The following is a 1,905-nucleotide window of genomic DNA, read 5'->3' on the forward strand; positions in this document are numbered from 1 at the left end:
TAATCCATATCTTCTCTCCTAGTGTCAAGGATTTGCCTGCTACGCAGTTCCTCCTTTGACACCGTTCCGATATGGATTTTGTTTATCTCATAAATTAAATGAAAGAAGGTTGAAAGATGTACAAAGACATGTTTAATGAAAAACTTATACCAGAAGTTATAATTGATGCAGCTAAAGAATTATCTAACAAGCTTTGGTCTAATGAAGATGATGATAACAAATTTATTGCTATTACAGATTTCTCTGTTAAGATATGTAATCTTTATAAGATGGATTACCCTGCGATAAAAGTTATACCAGATTTAAAAACTTTAGGAACAGCTATACCACAAGCAAACACTATACTTTTAAAGAATTACTCTTTTGTAACATTTCTTCATGAGTTTAGACATTTAATGCAGTACAACATGGAATTTTGGGAATTTGACGCACGTTTAAGTAGAACAATGACAGTAAAGAAGTATTTAAAAGAGCTTGAAAACAGCATGGAAGAAGATGCAAGAGGGTTTTCAGTTAGCTTGTTTTACATGATTGCACCAGAGAAGTACGAAGCAGCAGTACAAAATAACACATTAGCATATAAATAGGAGGTAAGTATGGATAGTAAATTAAGAATACTCTCTATTGTTGATGATTTATTTTCAAGAGCATATGCAAATGATGATAGCTTTGAAGAGACAATGGAATATGTAAATGACACAGCACATTATCTAAAGCAGGGAGAAACAGAGTTTGAAAAAGAGCTAGGTAAAATGATACAAGATAAAATAGATGAAATAGTAAAAGAAAATGATTTATGCCCGGATTGTTTTAGCAAAACAGAAAGTAGATTATTATACTCTGCTACTTATATTGACCCCGCTGAATATATTACTGAATGTACAAATTGTGAATGGTATCAATAATGTCTATATTAGACTAAAGGAGATGTATTAAATGATAGGAACTTTATCATATGAAAAGACAGACGTTAGAATTAACGCAGAAGAGGTACGTTATTGGAAGAGAATGATTTCATCTAACCTAAAAATAGGTATGGAATTGGAAACTAATTTAGATAGATATACAAGTCAAAGCACTGCTCTAAGAGAACTTAGAGATATATTTAAACCAACAAGCAGCTATGGAAGATTTGGAGATTATGGAGTTGTAAGTGTAAAGACAGATGGAAGTTTGGATAATGGAATAGAGCTATGCACCATAGGAAGAAGAATAAGCTTTATAGACCTTTATAATCAGTATAATGTAATAATAAGCAATATAATGAGACACAATCCTGTAATGAATGAAAGAGCAGGATTACATAATCATATGCTAATGGATTATGATAGCGATTATAACTGCCTTGAAAAGCCTTTCCCGGAAACTGTATTTAAAAACTTTGTACAGCTTATTAAAAGACATACTCCAGAACTTGCATATCTTACAAGCACAGTTAATACTATAATAAACGGAGAACAGAGAATAACTAGAATGGATAGATTCTGCAAAGCAGATACACTAATGAAAACAACACCGCTTACTAGAACTGTAAGTGATTTTAAAAATAGAATAATGATTGATGAAAGATATAAGTTTTTAAATCTAAATCCTTTAGGTTGCACTGAAAATATTATAGACAAGTTTCATGTTGAACTGCGTTTTCCAGATGGTTCGTTATATCCTGCACAGATAGCTGCACAAAACGTACTATATGCTGCAATGCTTCAAAAGGCAGTAGAGCTTAGTGAACTAGGAATAATAAACTGCGGTAATGCAGAGCTTTGGGAAGAGACTAAAACTCTATATGAAGCTTTTAGAAACCATAACGATAACAGTAACAGGTGTTCTACTCTTCCAACGGAAGAACAGCTTAATAGAATAAAAGAACGCTGCAGAGATATGCTTCTTGAGTTTAAAGCTCAA

The 1,905-nt window shown here is 32.3% G+C and carries 3 protein-coding genes; all 3 read left to right on the plus strand.

The features are described from left to right. Positions 1-116 precede the first annotated feature (116 nt). Positions 117-587, plus strand: coding sequence for a hypothetical protein (locus tag AC11W3_RS15125; protein WP_484093270.1), 471 nt, complete (start codon positions 117-119; stop codon positions 585-587). A gap of 9 nt (positions 588-596) precedes the next feature. Then, positions 597-905 (plus strand): hypothetical protein, encoded by a 309-nt coding sequence (locus AC11W3_RS15130; RefSeq protein ID WP_484093271.1) that lies wholly within the window; start codon positions 597-599, stop codon positions 903-905. A gap of 31 nt (positions 906-936) precedes the next feature. Then, on the plus strand, positions 937-1,905 hold a 969-nt coding region (locus AC11W3_RS15135), incomplete at its 3' end, for a hypothetical protein (protein WP_484093272.1).

It is taken from the genome of Geomonas sp. (assembly GCF_056994735.1).